Below are 15,746 nucleotides of genomic sequence, written 5' to 3' on the forward strand. Positions count from 1 at the left end.
CCATTTAATCCTGCTGGACCTTGAGGACCCATTGGACCTGTCGCTCCGTCTAAACCATCAACACCATTTAATCCTGCTGGACCTTGAGGACCCATTGGACCTGTCGCTCCGTCTAAACCATCAACACCATTTAATCCTGCTGGACCTTGAGGACCCATTGGACCTGTCGCTCCGTCTAAACCATCATTACCATTTAATCCTGCTGGACCTTGAGGACCCATTGGACCTGTTGCTCCGTCTAAACCATCATTACCATTTAATCCTGCTGGACCTTGAGGACCCATTGGACCTGTTGCTCCGTCTAAACCATCATTACCATTTAATCCTGCTGGACCTTGTGGACCTGCTACTGAACTACCTGAATTTAAGGCATAAAGAGCATAAGGAACACTCATTAATTGAGATACACCAACAATTGTGTATGAATTCCCACCCGTAGGGTCAGTTTCAGTTTTAATAAAATAAGGACCAGCTGCCCAATTTATTGAATTATAAGTACCAACTGTTGGAGTTCCATTACCTATCTCTAAAGTAACTAATCCATTAATATTTGAAATAGGAGTCTGTGTTTCGACATAAACTTCTGTTCCTACAACAGAACCTTGTAATACGCTAATTCTCATTCCAACTGCTTGGTTAGCAATCAAATTATTTGAAGAATTTCTTATTACCGCTTGGTAACTCATATAATTCTGACTCTGTGAAAATGCTGAAATAGAAACAAATAACAGCAATGCTAAATAGTATATTTTTTTCATAATTTATTAATTTAATTGGTTTGTTTTTTTATAATTTTAAAAGTTTTTACATCTTTTCCTTTGTCTATTACTTTCAACAAATAAATTGCTTCTGGATATTTATCCATTTGAACTATTGTTAAATTATCATGGATTTTATTATTTTCTATCAATCTTCCATTAATGTCATACATTTGATATTGAAGTGATTCAAAACTGGATTCTTTTACATTCAAGTAAATCTTATCTGTTGTTGGATTAGGATAAACAGATAGTTCTAAACTAATATTAAAATTATCTGATCCCAATACAATCTGTATTTCAAATGGTTGTTCTACGCCTGGCGATAAATAAGCGGTACCTCCATTAACAGTTTTGTAAAATAGCTGTCCTACTGAGTAATTTAAATTACCGTTACTTCCTATGGAATTTCCACCTGAAGTTAAAAAAGACTCTTGAGCATTTATTTGATTAATAGCCAAACATGCTCCAATTAGAAATAGTTTTTTCATATAGAATAAATTATTTTAAGATTTTTTAAATTTATAAGCTTTTAAAATGCTCTTTTTTAAATTGAAAAAAGAAGCAAAGAAACCTCATAAATATGTATTAAAACTCTTAAATATTATTTGTTAAAACTATAGAAAATCTGTACTGAAATCTGAAATTATTAAGCAAACTTAATAATTGGAAAGCTTGAAGTATAAGTGGATATTATTTTAGGATAACTGAACTAAAAATATCAAAATAATTATCTAAAACAGTAAAAAAATTAGATAAAATAATTCAGATTTGGTTATAACATGGTCTTACAAGTTTAAACAATTAAAAAAAATATTTTTTTAATTGTTTAAAAAAGTTGAAATTGAAAACAAAAAACCCTGAAATACTAAATTTCAAGGTTTTTAAAAATACTCAAAAATTAACTCTAAAAATGCTGAACAATATAAAAGTATATGGGCATACCAATGGTAATATTAACAGGAAATGTTATGGCTAATGCCATGGGTAAAAACAAACCTGGATTAGCTTTAGGAACCGTTATTTTCATAGCCGCAGGAACAGCAATATAAGAAGCACTTGCAGCAAGAATGGCAAAAATGAAGCGATTAGATACATCATCCGTAACAAATCCACTCAACCAAGCAAAAACACCTCCATTTACTAACGGAATTAATAAGGCAAAAGCAAATGGAAACCAACCATGGGCAAAGAAGGATTTCAATTTTTTTCCGCTTGTGATTCCCATATCCAATAAGAAAATAGCTAAAAATCCTTTAAACAAATCATTGGTAAAAGGTTGAATTCCTTGTGCTTCTTTGGCACTTGTAAGATAACCAATAATCAAACTTCCCAAAATCAATAACACGCTTCCATTGGTAAACGAATGACGTAAAATTTCAGTTTTATTAATTTTTTGCGTTTTTTCTTTATTAAAAATTGATATTAATACTAAACCTACAATAATGGCAGGCGATTCCATGAGCGCCATAATAGCTACCATATAGCCGTGAAGTTCCAATTGATGTGATTCTAAATAGGAAACAGCAGTTACAAAAGTTACGGCACTAATTGAACCATAAGCTGCAGCAATGGCTCCAGCATCATACACATTCAATTTACGTTTTAGAATGAAAAAGGTATATAATGGAATCACTATTGCAATGGACATTCCGAATAGCATGGACCAAATAATTTCACTGTTAATCGTTTCATGTGATAATTCTTGACCTCCTTTAAATCCAATGGCAAACAGTAAGTATAAAGAAATGAATTTAGACGAATTATTAGGGATTTCTAAGTCACTTTTTAAGCTAACTGCTATAATTCCTAAGATAAAATAAAGTAAGGCCGGATTGGTTAAATTTTCAAGTAATAAGCTAAAATCCATTTTATATTTTTTATTTTGTTGTGTTTATTTTTTTGAGGCTCTTTCTAATCTGTCGTTAATTGAAATACCTAATCCAAATTCAGGTAAGCGTTCTGCAATGATTAAATCCAAATTCATTTTATCTAATTTATGCATCGCATGGTATAATTTGGATGCCGCAATTTTTAAATCGCTTTCCTCCGATAAAACAATTTGATTTTTTCTCTCAAAATCAGGCATGAAAGAATTGTAAAGAAGCAATCCAATTTTCTTATCAGAATACCAATCTAATTCTTCTTGAACATTTCGAGTTAGAATAAAATCGGTTTTTGGAGCGTAATGTTTCAGTAACATTCCGGGTGCGATTGGTTTTTTATCTTTTTTGTTTAATAATGTCACACTTCCAGATATTTTTTCAATTTCTTCCAATGCCAATGCTCCCAAGCGATACACTACTACTCTATTATTTTCAAATCCAATAATAGTTGATTCTATTCCTGCCGAACATTCGCCACCTTCTAAAACCATATTGATTTGATTTCCAAAGTAATTTTCAACATGTTCAGCGCTTGTTGGACTTATGCTCGTAAAAGGATTCGCACTTGGAGCTACCAAAGGAAAATCTAATTGATGCAAAAGTTCTAAAGCCACAGGATGATTAGGCACTCTAACCGCGACTGTATCTTGATTAGCTGTAACTAAATCTGGAATATAAGGTTGTTTTTTTAATATTAAAGTTAAAGGTCCTGGCCAAAAAGCATTAGCTAATTCATATGCTATTGGTGGAATTTCTGTAGCGACTTGTTTTAAATCTTCAATTCCTTTAATATGAACAATTAAAGGATTAAAAGTAGGACGTTTTTTTACTTCAAATATTTTATGAATGGCTTCTGTGTCAAAAGCATTTCCTGCCAATCCATAAACGGTTTCAGTTGGAAAACCTATGATGCCGTTTTGGTTGAGATGCTGAACAGCTAAACTAATATCTTTACTAATCATTTTTTTATGGGTTACAAAAATCACAATACATTGGGTCTTCCGTTTTCTTTCCGTTCGGATATAAAACTTTCGATTTGTAATTGCAATGTTGACATTGGTAAATATGTGCTGATGTAGAACGAGTCGGCATAGAACAACTACTACATAATAAACCGGCTTCGGCACCAACCACGCCAAAGCCGGGAAAAAGGCATTCGGGGCAAATAGAATGCGCCTTTTTAATTAACTTTAAACTAACTTCCTTTATAATTTTAATTCGAGTTGGATTGAACATAGCACGCATATCCGTTTCTATAAAACACGAATTACTCGAAACAACTATTTCATTATATATCTTTTCAACCGAATCATAATCAGTAATTCCTTTGTAAATTTTAGTCCAATTTTCAGCAGCATTTTTCATAATAACAGCATGCGAAGGAAATTGAACTTTATCTAAAAATGCCTTTAATTCTTCCTTTGTATGAATTTCAGAACTATCAAAATTGGTATCCATACTCAATACTCGTTCAACAATTTCGAGATTATGTTTTTGGTCTATTAGCATGATTAATTCGTCATTTGCAGGTGCAAAAAATACTGTAGGATGATTCCCAAACGAACCCTCAGTTGCTATTGCCAAATCAAAACCTTCTGATTGCATACCTTCCAAACATTTTTTTCTGAGCGTAGTTAAAGCATCATCTTTTCTTGCGATTTCTCCCGAAAAGGTGCCTAAACTATCCGTATCAAAGTCTTTCGAAACAAAACAAGTTACTCCAAGAGCTTCTTCAAGTAAAGGAGCAATAACTTCTTCCTTTTGATGTTTCGTCACGATGAGCAAACGTCGACCAGAAAAAAAATCGGAATTAGTCTTCATACTCGATTTCGATGAATGATTTTATTTTGAGTTTTCTATTATGAGATTTCGCTTCTTCTAAAATTTCAGAAATATGAGCCACACTTTCTTTTAATTGATCAATTCGATTAAGGGCTTGTTCGTCATCTTCACCAAAACGAATTTGGGAACTAAAATTTTGAACCTTATTAAAATTGATATTTTTATTACACATATCCATCAATATTTCACGCGCTTCAAACGAATTAAATTCGCCATTAATCAAATTAATTTTCTTCAGGGTTTCCATAAGTAATGTCTGTTAAATTATTTATTAAACGAATTATTGTAAGCAAAACCAAAATAGCTAAACCTGCGTAAAGCTCTTGGCAGATGATATCTGGTGATTCCATCATTTTAAAAACAAGCACTGATTCGACAATCACACACAAAATCAAAACGAGTTGTATTGTTATTTTTTTCATGATGTTTTTATTTATTGACCTTGTCCCATGGAATATGCTTTCACACCATTGAATTGGTAAAGATTTTCAGTTTTAATAACATCAATTCCTAAATCAATTGCTTTACCTAGTAGCGTAACAATTACAATCTTTTCTAGAGGTTGGTTGGATTGAAAACGACATCTCCAATGATCGGTACAAAATGTTTCCGAAAATCCGTTTGGCCAAACTTTAACGCCTCGGTTAGAAATCATAACCAAATCCATGCTCTCAGTAGTTAAAGCTTTCAGTTTTTCAGCTAAAACATTGGCATCCAATCCACTCCAGTGAACAAATAAATCTACACCTAACAAATCTTTTTGAGATGCTTCTTTTCTTTTGTATTCTGGTAATTGAATTACTGAATTTTTTGGAGGTGTTACAGCTTTTAAAATATTTGGTACTTTATCAAAGTTGGCAATTACGGCATCAGCAAATTCAGAAGTTCCTACCAATTGCTTGCTTAAAGCATCATTATAAACATCGGCCGTGTGAATTCCATCTTCTAACGTTTTTAACCAAGCGTTTTGAATTCGAGTAGCTTCTGTGGTAAAACCCAAGTGATATAGCATCGCAATCGCCGCTTGAAGTAAACCTGATGGATTGGCAATGTTTTGTCCAGCAATATCAGGAGCAGAACCGTGAATTGCTTCAAACATCGAACATTCATTTCCTATGTTTACTGAACCTGCTAAACCAACTGAACCTGCAATTTGTGCTGCAACATCTGAAATGATATCACCATATAAATTCGAAGTCACAATGACATCAAATTTCTCTGGATGATCCGCTAAATAAGCGGTTCCGATATCGATAATCATATGATTTGCTTCGATGTTTGGATATTCCATCGCAATTTCTTTGAAAACTTGGTGAAATAAACCATCGGTTTGCTTCATGATGTTATCCTTACTAAAACAAGTCACTTTTTTGCGGCCGTAGTTTTGTGCATATTCAAAGGCATAACGAATGATTTTTTCGCAACCTGGGCGACTAATCAATTTTAAACATTGTACTACTTCGTCGGTTTGTTGATGTTCAATTCCAGCATATAAATCTTCTTCATTTTCACGAACAATTACTACATCTAAATTTGGAAAATTTGTGGCAACAAAAGGATGTAACGATACACAAGGTCGAATGTTAGCAAATAAACCTAGAGCTTTTCGCATAGTAACATTTAAGCTTTTATATCCTCCACCTTGAGGAGTTGTGATAGGCGCTTTTAATAGCACTTTGTTTTTTCGAATGACATCCCATGAAGCATCAGAAATACCTGAAGTATTACCCGCCAAATACACTTTTTCTCCTATTTCAATTTCTTCAAAATCAATTGGAGCATTCGATTTTTTGATTATCTTTAGAACAGCTTCCATAATTTCTGGACCAATTCCGTCTCCTTTAGCAATCGTTACTTTTTTCATGATTTGATTATTTTTATGCAAATCTCTATACTTTATTTCATATATTTTTATTTATCTTTGCTATACATTATATAAAATATTTTTATGAATTACACTTTAAATCAATTACGAATTTTCTTGAAAGTAGTACAAAATCAGAGTGTTACAAAGGCTTCTGAGGAACTACATTTGACCCAACCAGCGGTGTCAATTCAATTAAAAAATTTTCAAGATCAATTTGAAATTCCCTTAACCGAAGTTGTGGGTAGAAAAATTTACGTAACTGATTTTGGTAAAGAAATAGCAGAAGCAGCCGAACAAATATTACAACAAGTCAATACAATCGATTATAAAACGTTAGCTTATAAAGGACAACTTTTTGGAAAAATAAAAATCTCGGTTGTATCTACAGGTAAATATGTGATGCCTTATTTTTTGGCTGATTTTCTAAAAATACATCCTGGTGTAGAATTAGAAATGGATGTGACCAATAAAAATAAAGTAGTTAAAAGTATGCAAAACAATGAAGTGGATTTTGCTTTGGTTTCGATACTTCCCGATAAAATGAAAGTAGAAAAAATAGATTTGATGCAAAACAAATTGTTTTTAGTTGGGAATATGGAAGAAGATTTTACCAAGAAAAAGAAAATTGAAGATATACTACAAAATCGTCCATTATTGTTTAGAGAAAACGGTTCAGGAACACGCCAAACCATGGAACGTTTCATCGTGCAACAAGATTTTAAGATTAGTAAACGAATGGAATTAACCTCAAATGAAGCAGTTAAGCAAGCAATTTTAGCAGGTCTAGGATATTCAATTATGCCTTTAATTGGGATTCGTAAAGAAATACAAAACAAGGACTTACAAATCATTCCGTTAAAAGGATTACCTATTAAAACCGACTGGAGTTTGATTTGGGTAAAAGGTAAAAACCACAACCCAGCCGCCCTAGCCTATTTAGATTATTTAAAAAAAGAAAAAGAAGCAATTATCCATTCCAAATTTAGTTGGTACGAGACGATGTAAAACAAAAAAAGACACCCGAAAGTGTCTTTAAATTATTTATGATGATGAATTAATAAGCCAATAATTCTTTTAATTCGGTTTCAAATCTAACCTTTGGTAAATATTGATCTTCTAATGATTTCATAAACGGAATAGCTGATTCTAAACTTCCAACTCTTCTTACTGGAGCATCTAAATGTTCAAAACAGTTTTCCATAATCATTGCTGAAATATCGCTGGCAACACCTCCAAACAAAGTATCTTCTTGTAAAATGATTACTTTATTTGTTTTCTTAACAGAAGCGTAAATCGCATCCCAATCCATCGGTTGTAAGGTTCTTAAATCTAATAAGTCTGCTTTAATTTCTGGATTTTTAGCCAAAGTTTCTAAAGCCCAATGAACTCCTGCTCCAAATGAAATAATCGTAACATCTGTTCCTTCTTTAATCAATGACGCTTTTCCGAAAGGTAATGTGTAGTAATCTTTTGGTACATCTTGATAAACACTTCTATACAATTGCTTGTGTTCGAAGAATAATACGGGATTTGGATCGTTAATTGCGGTATTTAATAAACCTTTTGCGTCATAAGGAAACGCTGGATAAACTACTTTCAATCCTGGAGTTTTCGTAAACCAAGCTTCGTTAGTTTGCGAATGGAATGGTCCTGCTTGAGTTCCACCACCACAAGGCATACGCACCACTACATCCGACTTTTCTTGCCATCTGTAATGTTGCTTGGCTAATAAGTTTACGATTGGATTAAATCCGGTTGAAACGAAATCTGCAAATTGCATTTCCATTACCGCTTTAAATCCGTTTATGGATAATCCGTTAGCGGCTGAAACTACAGCACTTTCACAGATTGGTGTATTTCTAACTCTTTCTTTTCCAAATTGCGCTACGAATCCGTCGGTAATTTTGAAAGCACCGCCATATTCGGCGATGTCTTGTCCCATGATAACTAAATTCTCATGGCGTTCCATCGACTGACGCAAACCATTCGAAATAGCATCAATCACACGTATATTTTCAACTTCTGAAGATGGATTAAATGCTTCAAATTCGTAAGGTTGGTAAACATCCCCTAATTCTTCTTCCAAAGAAGCTACAATTTCTGGCTCTTCTTGAACTTTTGCCCAATCCGTATCAATTTCTTTCTTAATTTCAGCTCGGATGGCTTCATCTTCTTCATCGGATAAAACCGCTGTAGCTTTTAAGTAGTTTCTATAATTTTCTACTGGATCTTTGATTGCCCACATGTCCATCAATTCTTGAGGAACGTATTTCGTACCACTCGCCTCTTCATGTCCACGCATTCTAAACGTTTTGAACTCCAATAACACAGGACGTGGATTTTCTACCATAGAAGCTTTTAATTCCGAAATCAAATGCACGACCTCTAATAAGTTATTTCCGTCTACAACGTGGCTTTCCATACCGTAACCTACACCTTTATCAGCTAAGTTCTCACAACGGTATTGCTCATTTGTTGGCGTTGATAATCCGTAACCATTATTTTCAATGACGAATAAAACCGGTAATTCCCAAACTGCTGCAATATTCAATGCTTCGTGAAAATCTCCTTCCGAAGTAGCGCCTTCACCAGTAAAAACTGCAGTTACTTTTCCATTTTTTCTTAATTTATTGGCTAAAGCGATTCCGTCTGCAATCCCTAATTGAGGACCTAAATGCGAAATCATTCCAATAATCTTATATTCTTGTGTTCCGAAATGGAAACTTCTATCACGACCTTTTGTAAATCCGTTTTTCTTTCCTTGCCATTGCGAAAACAAACGGTGTAATGGAATATCACGAGTAGTAAACACTCCTAAATTACGGTGCATTGGTAAAATATATTCATCTTTATCCAAAACCGAAGTGATTCCGACAGAAATGGCTTCTTGTCCAATTCCAGAGAACCATTTCGATACTTTTCCTTGACGGATTAGAATCAACATTTTCTCTTCAATCAAACGCGGTTTTAAGATTTTCTTATATAAATCAAGTAGTTGCGAATTCGATAATTCTTTTCTTTCAAAGTTCATGATGATGGAACGATTAAATTTTGCTCAAAAGTAATAAAAATAACATTTTGAAAGCGAATTGTTATAAAAAAAGAAAGTTAAAAAATCAAAGTCAAGGACAAGAACAAATTCAAGTTTAAATTTTAAACGCAAAGTCGCAAAGTTTTTTTGCAAAGTTTACAAATGAATTAATCATAAAAGTAAAACCTCTCTGTGTAGCTCTCTAAACACAAAGTATTTCAAAAAAACTCAGTGTAGCTCTGTGTAATCAAACTTTTTACTTTTCACTTTTCCAATTGTTAATAACTTTACTTTTTTGAATTTAAAATATTTAATTACATTTGTATTTACTTGGGTTATAACCCAAATGATTTATTAACAACAAAGCTTAAGTATGCAACAAATTCCTAGTGTTGACTTACGTGATTTCCTGTCGGATGATCCGGCACGTAAACAAAAATTTGTAAATGAAATCGGAAAAGCCTACGAAGAAATCGGATTCGTAGCATTAAAAGGTCATTTTTTAGATGACAAATTAGTAGAAGGTTTGTATTCAGAAGTGAGAAACTTCTTTACACTTCCTTTAGAAACCAAAGCAAAATACGAAATTCCAGGTATTGGCGGACAACGTGGTTATGTTTCTTTTGGTAAAGAACATGCTAAAGGTCGCTCTGCTGGAGATTTGAAAGAGTTTTGGCACTTTGGACAATACGATAGCGAAGGTTCAAAGTACGCTGGCGAATATCCAGATAACGTGGAAGTAACGGAATTACCTAAATTCAATGAAGTAGGTAAAGAAGCTTACCAAATGTTAGAAAAAACAGGTGTTTATGTTTTAAGAGCGTTAGCACTTTACATCGGATTAGACGAATTCTACTTTGATAAATACATCAAAGACGGAAACAGTATTTTACGTCCAATCCACTACCCACCTATTACTGACGAACCTAAAGACGGAGCCGTTCGTGCAGCAGCACATGGTGACATCAACTTGATTACCTTATTAATGGGAGCTCAAGGAAAAGGATTACAAGTACAAAATCACAATGGAGAATGGATTGACGCTATGGCACAACCAGACGAGTTGATGATTAATGTTGGGGATATGTTATCAAGACATACCAACAACAAGTTGAAATCAACGATTCACCAAGTGGTAAATCCACCAAGAGAATTGTGGGGTTCTTCTCGTTATTCAATTCCTTTCTTCATGCATCCTGTAAGCGATATGAGTTTAAATTGCTTACCAGAATGTATCGATGAAAATAATCCAAAATTATATGAAGATATCACCGCTGGTGAATTCTTACACGAACGTTTGGTAGAATTAGGATTGATTAAAAAATAAATAATTTTATAATAGATAGAAAAGGCATTAAGTTTTCTTGATGTCTTTTTTGTTTTTTATAAAATCTAACATAAAACAAAGTAACTTTGTTATTGTAGAACTTGTTAACTTATTAAAAATGGATTTAAGCGAACAATTAAAAAAACTTTTCCCTAACCACGAAGTTTCTAACGAACCAGAAGCTATCGAAGAAACGCCTCACGAATTATTCGTTCAAAAAGAACCAATGATATGCAAATATGAGAAGCGCAAAGGAAAACCTACCACGATTATTTCAGGATATGAAGGCGAAGACGAAGATTTTAAAATCTTAGCTAAGGAAATCAAAAGCAAATTAGCCGTTGGTGGCACGTTTAAAGATAGAGAAATCATCATTCAAGGTGATTATCGTGATAAAATCATGAAAATACTACAAGACAAAGGATTCAAAACAAAACGAGTTGGAGGTTAAATTCAATAAGTGAATAAAAAATTATGAAATAAAAATGGCTTAAAGCATATAGCCTAAAGCATAATACAAAAACAAATGATAGCAGCATCAGAATTAATATTAAATCCAGACGGAAGTGTATATCACATTAACTTAAAGCCTGGACAAATCGCTAACGATATTATCTTCGTTGGTGACCAAAACCGTGTTGAAAAAATCACAAAACACTTTGATTCTATTGAGTTTACCACTCAAAAACGTGAATTTAAAACGCAAACTGGAACGTATAAAGGTAAAAGAATTACGGTTATGTCATCAGGAATTGGTCCAGATAACATCGACATCGTAATGAATGAATTAGACGCTTTGGTAAACGTTGATTTAGCAACTAGAACCGTTAAAAATGAATTGACTTCATTGAATATAGTTCGTATTGGAACTTCCGGTTCGTTACAAGCGGATATTCCTTGCGATAGTTTTGTAATGAGTCAGTATGGTTTAGGTTTGGACAACATGCTTCGCTCCTATTTAATTGACGAAATTTCGGAAATTGAAATGGAAGAAGCGTTTATCAAGCAAACGAATTGGGACATGAGAAAAGGTCGTCCATATGTAATTGCAGGAAGCAAAACGTTAGAACAACGTTTAGAAAGTGATAAAATTTTCAAAGGATTCACAGGAACAGCTGGAGGATTTTATGGCCCACAAGGTCGTGTGGTGCGTTTAGGAATTCAAGATCCAGAATTAAATTCTAAAATGGATAGTTTCAATTTTAATGGAACTAGAATGACTAATTTAGAAATGGAAACTGGAGCAATTTACGGCTTAGGAAAACTATTAGGTCACAACTGTTTATCATTAAATGCTATCATCGCTAACCGTGCAACAGGAACTTTCAGTGAAGACCCATACAAAGCTGTAGATGAATTAATTGAATATACTTTAAATAAGTTAGCAGAATAACCAAAACTTCAATATTCGTTGTTCAAAATTGACTATTCCAAGTTTAAATGTTGAGTATCGAATAACGAATGTTGAATGATGAAATTATAAAATGGATTTAATACTAGAAACACCAAGACTAATCCTAAGAGAAATGCGTCATGAAGATGCAAATTCATTATTTGAAATGGATTGCAACACTAATGTTCATAAATATTTATGGCAAAAACCAGTTGTTCATATTGACGAAGTTCACGCTTACATTGATATGGTTAGACAACAATACATCAATAACGGAATTGGGCGTTTTGTAGCTATTACTAAAGATACGAATGAATTAATAGGTTGGACAGGGATTAAATTTGTAAACGACCATGTAGAAAACGGAAATACCAATTTCTATGATTACGGTTATCGTTTAAATGAAAAATTTTGGAACAAAGGTTTCGCTACGGAAGCTTCAAATGCTTGGTTAGACTATGGTTTCAATCAAATGAAAATTCAAGAAATGAATGCTTACACCCATGCCCAAAACGGTGCTTCTAATCATGTGTTGCAAAAAGTAGGTTTCAATTTTATGGAAGATTATCCTGATGAAAATGGTGTAACTTGGAAATGGTGGCAACTAGAAAATAATTCCGTAAAATAGCACTACTTTTGTCCTAAATAAAAATCGAATGAAAATAATCCTTACTGGTGCAACAGGTGTTTTAGGGTCTCACATTATGTATGATATTCTAGAAAATTTTATAACCAATAACATTGAAGGAAAACTATTTCTAATTACAAGAAACAAAGGCAAAGTAACCGCTAAAGAGCGTATTAACGAACTACTTTCAAGTAATTATACACCTAAATTTTTGTTGGATAAAGGAGTTGACAAACTCAATCAGTATCTTGAAATTATTGATACCGATTTGGCTGCTCTACAAGATTCGTTTTCAGAAAAAATAAAAGGCGCTTATTTTATTCATTCAGCAGGTTATGTTAATCTATCTACAGACGAAAACCAAAAAGATAAAATATTCAATGAAAATGCGGCTATAACAAAGGCAATTTTCAAAATGTTTTCTCCTTTCATTAAAAAGTTTATTTACATCAGTACTGCTTTTTCATCAGGAGCTCGCAAAGGCTTAATTGGTAATGACTTTCATAATTTAGATTTTAAATTAGAGCATCGAAATGCCTATGAAAATGCTAAATTTCATTCAGAAGAGTTTGTTATTCAACAGTGTAAGGAATTAAATTTACCGTATCAAATTTTACGACCAAGTGTGATTGGTGGCAAAATGCTAAGCAACGAAAATCGTTATTTTATACCAAAATATATGGTTTTTTATTTGATGGCAAAGTTTTTCCATTTTACAGCACAACGTAAAGACCAACAAGAAAATGTACGTTTTGCCATTAGTGAAGAAACGGGGTTAAATATAATTCCTGTTGATTATGTAGCTAAAGTTATTGTAAATACATTTGAAAGAGAAGACATACAGCAACTAAACATTGTTCATAACGAGAGTTTTAATTTAGTAAAAGGGCTACAACTCATTATGAAAGAAGTAGGTTATTCAAACTTTAGTGTGATTCAAAACACATTAGATTTTGATTATAAAAACACCATTGAAAAATTGTACTACGAAAGTATTGGCAAACATTTAAAGCCATATTTAACTTCGGCTGCTAATGAATATGATACTACTTTATTAAATTCAATTTTAGAAATACCAAAATTAGATGCTGAATCGTTTACAAATATGATTCGCTATGCGCGATTACAAAATTTTAAAGACATCAATGTTTAGTAGTTGAATCAAAATAAGATTACTAAGAACAAAAATAAAACATGAGTAAAACAATCAAAATAGCTGGCGTTCCAGAGCATTTCAACTTACCTTGGCACATGTGTATTGAAGATGGCGAATTTGAAGCCGTTGGAATCGATTTGCAGTGGACCGATGTGCCAGAAGGAACAGGTAAAATGTGCCAAATGTTGCGCGATGGCGAAACCGATATTGCCGTAATTCTGACTGAAGGCATCATAAAAGATATTGTTGCTGGAAATCCAAGTAAGATTGTACAAGTTTATGTGCAAAGTCCATTAGTTTGGGGAATTCATGTAGCAAAAAATTCAAGTTATAATACACTTTCTGATTTAGAAAATAAAAAAGTTGCGATTTCTCGAATGGGTTCTGGTTCGCATTTAATGAGTATTGTGAATGCTCAAAATCAGAATTGGAATACAGAAAATCTACAATTCGAAATCGTAAATACCATTGATGGCGCAGTTGAAAATCTAACTTCAGGAAAAGCAGATTATTTCATGTGGGAACGTTTTATGACACAACCACTAGTGGATAAAGGAATTTTCAGAAGAATTGCAGATTGCCCTACTCCATGGCCTTGTTTTGTTATTGCTGTTCGTAATGAAGTTTTGGAACAACATCCAAAAATCATCGAACAAATTTTAGACATTATCAATACAACTACAGAAGAATTCAAGTTAATTCCTAGCATTGACAGAACTTTAGCTTCAAATTATAATCAGAAAGTTGAATCAATTCAAGAATGGTTAAAATTAACCCGTTGGTCACAAAAACAAATGACCAATCAAACCTTAGACAAAATAATGGAACAACTTTTGAAGCTTCAAATTATCGATAAAAAATTACCAAAAGAATCGATACTTAAATAATTCCGTATTTTTATCGTTTTAAACGAAATGACAATTAAAATTCCTACTATCGCTGAACTAAAAGAAAAGCTTTCTTTACCAAAGCCATGGGATATTGTTGTCATTTTTTTATTGAATATCTTAATTGCAATTCCTACTTTTTTAATTGCACACCAAAATTTAATCGATTTAGAATGGATAATTCATTTAGATAGAATTATCATTTTTATTATCATTTTAGTAATAATTCAACTTCTTTTACGATTAGTAAAAACAATTATTATTCTAATTGTCTTCTTGTATCTAATTGCTTTATTGTACGGAACTTTATTTGGAAATTACGGTTTTAATAGAGTTTTTGAAGATTATCGTTATATGGTGTATTCAATGAGTGAAACTCCCAACCCACAAGATATAATAGTCGCAAAACTACTTCCTTTTCCAAACAAATCGAAAATTATTAATGCTGTTGATTTTGCAAATCCAAAAGTTAGAAATTTTGCACTATCGGCAACTACAAAACATTTTAAAGAATTTAAACAAACTGGTGATAGGCGAAGAATGATTCAATGTTTTGCTGTTTTTAAGGAAATTAGAAACCGTTGGAATTACGTCAACGACCCAAAAGGAAGAGAATATATTGCTTATGCTTCTGAAAGTTTACAACATTTCTCTGGTGATTGTGATGATCATGCGGTTTTAATGGCTGCTTGCATTAAGGCTGTTGGCGGAACACCTAGAATTATTCATACAGGAGGTCATTTGTATCCAGAAATGTTAATTGGGAATAAAAACGATTTAGAAACCGCCATCTATTTAATTAAAGAAGAGCTTTTTAAACAAGAAAGCCACAATCAGCAAATCCATTATCATATAGACGAAAGAGGTCAAATTTGGCTAAATTTAGACTATACAGCAACCTATCCTGGCGGTAAATTTATGAGCGAAGAAATTCTGGGAGAGCTCACTTTTAATTGATAAAATTTTCTATA

Annotated in this window: 16 protein-coding genes and 1 pseudogene; 8 read left to right on the forward strand and 9 right to left on the reverse strand. The window is 32.9% G+C overall.

Features of this window, described 5'->3' with window-relative positions; translation table 11 throughout:
• From AAEO58_RS13005 to AAEO58_RS13040, 8 genes and pseudogenes are all read right to left on the reverse strand, one after another.
• Positions 1-758 (reverse strand): annotated as a pseudogene (locus AAEO58_RS13005) (hypothetical protein); the annotation flags it as partial.
• 11 nt (positions 759-769) lie between these two features.
• Positions 770-1,249 carry a T9SS type A sorting domain-containing protein gene (locus tag AAEO58_RS13010; RefSeq protein ID WP_341683836.1) on the reverse strand — a complete coding sequence of 160 codons (480 nt, stop codon included), beginning with the start codon at positions 1,247-1,249 and terminating at the stop codon, positions 770-772.
• A 416-nt stretch (positions 1,250-1,665) separates the two neighbouring features.
• Positions 1,666-2,628 (reverse strand): sodium-dependent bicarbonate transport family permease, encoded by a 963-nt coding sequence (locus tag AAEO58_RS13015; protein ID WP_341683837.1) that lies wholly within the window; start codon positions 2,626-2,628, stop codon positions 1,666-1,668.
• Between the two features lie 24 nt (positions 2,629-2,652).
• Positions 2,653-3,606 carry an L-threonylcarbamoyladenylate synthase gene (locus tag AAEO58_RS13020; RefSeq protein WP_341683838.1) on the reverse strand — a complete coding sequence of 318 codons (954 nt, stop codon included), beginning with the start codon at positions 3,604-3,606 and terminating at the stop codon, positions 2,653-2,655.
• Between the two features lie 4 nt (positions 3,607-3,610).
• A complete protein-coding gene (locus AAEO58_RS13025; RefSeq protein WP_341683839.1) occupies positions 3,611-4,465 on the reverse strand; it encodes a DUF6671 family protein in 855 nt (284 codons plus the stop codon).
• Positions 4,455-4,733 (reverse strand): hypothetical protein, encoded by a 279-nt coding sequence (locus tag AAEO58_RS13030; protein WP_341683840.1) that lies wholly within the window; start codon positions 4,731-4,733, stop codon positions 4,455-4,457. Before AAEO58_RS13030 ends, AAEO58_RS13025 begins: the two co-directional genes overlap by 11 nt.
• A complete protein-coding gene (locus AAEO58_RS13035; protein ID WP_341683841.1) occupies positions 4,711-4,908 on the reverse strand; it encodes a hypothetical protein in 198 nt (65 codons plus the stop codon). The genes AAEO58_RS13030 and AAEO58_RS13035 overlap by 23 nt, the downstream gene beginning before the upstream one ends.
• 11 nt (positions 4,909-4,919) lie before the next feature.
• Entirely contained in the window at positions 4,920-6,350 is a 1,431-nt protein-coding gene (locus tag AAEO58_RS13040; protein ID WP_341683842.1) for an NADP-dependent isocitrate dehydrogenase, read from the reverse strand.
• Positions 6,351-6,434: 84 nt separating this feature from the next.
• Between AAEO58_RS13040 and AAEO58_RS13045 the strand changes: the two genes are divergently transcribed.
• Positions 6,435-7,358, forward strand: a complete 924-nt coding sequence (locus AAEO58_RS13045; protein WP_341683843.1) for a LysR family transcriptional regulator — start codon at positions 6,435-6,437, stop codon at positions 7,356-7,358.
• Between the two features lie 49 nt (positions 7,359-7,407).
• On the opposite strand, the gene AAEO58_RS13050 is transcribed toward AAEO58_RS13045, so the two are convergent.
• Entirely contained in the window at positions 7,408-9,384 is a 1,977-nt protein-coding gene (locus AAEO58_RS13050; protein ID WP_341683844.1) for an alpha-ketoacid dehydrogenase subunit alpha/beta, read from the reverse strand.
• Positions 9,385-9,757: 373 nt separating this feature from the next.
• Here AAEO58_RS13050 and AAEO58_RS13055 point away from each other — a divergent pair, with 373 nt between their 5' ends.
• The 7 genes from AAEO58_RS13055 (at position 9,758) to AAEO58_RS13085 (ending at position 15,732) form a co-directional block, all read left to right on the forward strand.
• Complete coding sequence (locus AAEO58_RS13055) at positions 9,758-10,711, forward strand: isopenicillin N synthase family dioxygenase (protein WP_341683845.1); 954 nt, start codon at positions 9,758-9,760, stop codon at positions 10,709-10,711.
• A gap of 118 nt (positions 10,712-10,829) precedes the next feature.
• Positions 10,830-11,162 carry a translation initiation factor gene (locus AAEO58_RS13060; protein ID WP_341683846.1) on the forward strand — a complete coding sequence of 111 codons (333 nt, stop codon included), beginning with the start codon at positions 10,830-10,832 and terminating at the stop codon, positions 11,160-11,162.
• Between the two features lie 75 nt (positions 11,163-11,237).
• Positions 11,238-12,104 (forward strand): nucleoside phosphorylase, encoded by an 867-nt coding sequence (locus AAEO58_RS13065; protein WP_341683847.1) that lies wholly within the window; start codon positions 11,238-11,240, stop codon positions 12,102-12,104.
• A 91-nt stretch (positions 12,105-12,195) separates the two neighbouring features.
• Complete coding sequence (locus tag AAEO58_RS13070) at positions 12,196-12,732, forward strand: GNAT family N-acetyltransferase (RefSeq protein ID WP_341683848.1); 537 nt, start codon at positions 12,196-12,198, stop codon at positions 12,730-12,732.
• A gap of 28 nt (positions 12,733-12,760) precedes the next feature.
• Positions 12,761-13,885: an SDR family oxidoreductase gene (locus AAEO58_RS13075; protein WP_341683849.1), complete on the forward strand. Its 1,125-nt coding sequence runs from the start codon at positions 12,761-12,763 to the stop codon at positions 13,883-13,885.
• A 41-nt stretch (positions 13,886-13,926) separates the two neighbouring features.
• Positions 13,927-14,775, forward strand: a complete 849-nt coding sequence (locus AAEO58_RS13080; RefSeq protein WP_341683850.1) for a substrate-binding domain-containing protein — start codon at positions 13,927-13,929, stop codon at positions 14,773-14,775.
• Positions 14,776-14,802: 27 nt separating this feature from the next.
• Complete coding sequence (locus tag AAEO58_RS13085) at positions 14,803-15,732, forward strand: transglutaminase-like domain-containing protein (RefSeq protein ID WP_341683851.1); 930 nt, start codon at positions 14,803-14,805, stop codon at positions 15,730-15,732.
• Positions 15,733-15,746: the final 14 nt, after the last annotated feature.

Source organism: Flavobacterium helocola, from assembly GCF_038289885.1.
Classification (GTDB): domain Bacteria; phylum Bacteroidota; class Bacteroidia; order Flavobacteriales; family Flavobacteriaceae; genus Flavobacterium; species Flavobacterium cheniae.

Coding starts and splice junctions, on each gene's coding strand:
- AAEO58_RS13050 (WP_341683844.1), bottom strand. CDS start 9,384: ATGAACTTTGAAAGAAAAGAATTATCGAATTCGCAACTACTTGATTTA.
- AAEO58_RS13035 (WP_341683841.1), bottom strand. CDS start 4,908: ATGAAAAAAATAACAATACAACTCGTTTTGATTTTGTGTGTGATTGTC.
- AAEO58_RS13085 (WP_341683851.1), top strand. CDS start 14,803: ATGACAATTAAAATTCCTACTATCGCTGAACTAAAAGAAAAGCTTTCT.
- AAEO58_RS13080 (WP_341683850.1), top strand. CDS start 13,927: ATGAGTAAAACAATCAAAATAGCTGGCGTTCCAGAGCATTTCAACTTA.
- AAEO58_RS13030 (WP_341683840.1), bottom strand. CDS start 4,733: ATGGAAACCCTGAAGAAAATTAATTTGATTAATGGCGAATTTAATTCG.
- AAEO58_RS13015 (WP_341683837.1), bottom strand. CDS start 2,628: ATGGATTTTAGCTTATTACTTGAAAATTTAACCAATCCGGCCTTACTT.
- AAEO58_RS13065 (WP_341683847.1), top strand. CDS start 11,238: ATGATAGCAGCATCAGAATTAATATTAAATCCAGACGGAAGTGTATAT.
- AAEO58_RS13045 (WP_341683843.1), top strand. CDS start 6,435: ATGAATTACACTTTAAATCAATTACGAATTTTCTTGAAAGTAGTACAA.
- AAEO58_RS13070 (WP_341683848.1), top strand. CDS start 12,196: ATGGATTTAATACTAGAAACACCAAGACTAATCCTAAGAGAAATGCGT.
- AAEO58_RS13075 (WP_341683849.1), top strand. CDS start 12,761: ATGAAAATAATCCTTACTGGTGCAACAGGTGTTTTAGGGTCTCACATT.
- AAEO58_RS13025 (WP_341683839.1), bottom strand. CDS start 4,465: ATGAAGACTAATTCCGATTTTTTTTCTGGTCGACGTTTGCTCATCGTG.
- AAEO58_RS13060 (WP_341683846.1), top strand. CDS start 10,830: ATGGATTTAAGCGAACAATTAAAAAAACTTTTCCCTAACCACGAAGTT.
- AAEO58_RS13055 (WP_341683845.1), top strand. CDS start 9,758: ATGCAACAAATTCCTAGTGTTGACTTACGTGATTTCCTGTCGGATGAT.
- AAEO58_RS13040 (WP_341683842.1), bottom strand. CDS start 6,350: ATGAAAAAAGTAACGATTGCTAAAGGAGACGGAATTGGTCCAGAAATT.
- AAEO58_RS13020 (WP_341683838.1), bottom strand. CDS start 3,606: ATGATTAGTAAAGATATTAGTTTAGCTGTTCAGCATCTCAACCAAAAC.
- AAEO58_RS13010 (WP_341683836.1), bottom strand. CDS start 1,249: ATGAAAAAACTATTTCTAATTGGAGCATGTTTGGCTATTAATCAAATA.